This window comes from Rhodopirellula maiorica SM1 (assembly GCF_000346295.1).
GTDB classification, from domain to species: domain Bacteria; phylum Planctomycetota; class Planctomycetia; order Pirellulales; family Pirellulaceae; genus Novipirellula; species Novipirellula maiorica.
In genome coordinates, this window is the sequence record NZ_ANOG01000743.1 from 1 (window position 1) to 570 (window position 570).

Genomic DNA, 570 nt, shown 5'->3' on the forward strand with positions numbered 1-570 from the left:
CGGGATGGATGATCACCTGAAGTTCAAAAAAGACCACGTCGGGGCCAGCCGCGTTGACGACGGGCTGATGGAAGCGGATGGCAAAACCGGGAGTGCCGGGGTGCGAATCTTCGTCGCCAGCGATGACAGGATCTACAGAGAGCGGCGTGTTGCTGCCGCCTGGGTTGATCAGGCCGCTGCATAGGTAACGGTCGCGGTCGGCGTACCACGAGCGAGAGAGTTCGTTATCCGTCGTGTCGATCGGATCTCGCTGTTGTGCCCATGTGATGATGTTCGCATCGGTGCCGCCGTGGAAATGAATCAAGTCAAAACCGATCAGCTCATCGACTTGGTACTCGTGCTCGATGCCCGCTCGCTGGACGGTAACGGATTGTAATTCTTTTGCGTTTCCTCGATCGTCTTGGCTGGCGTCAAAGCGGACGATGCGGTCTGGGATTTGATTGCGATAGGCCGCTTCGTCAAACGGGATTTCCAAGATGTCGACACGATCCCCGATCAACAGCTGACGTGCCTGTCCTCGCCGTAAATTGATGGGGACCGCCGACGAAGGCGTTTCTTCGTCGGTTTGCT

Annotated in this window: 1 pseudogene; it reads right to left on the reverse strand. The window is 57.2% G+C overall.

The window, feature by feature from the left end:
• A pseudogene (locus RMSM_RS41255) lies at positions 1–570 on the reverse strand (hypothetical protein); the annotation flags it as partial.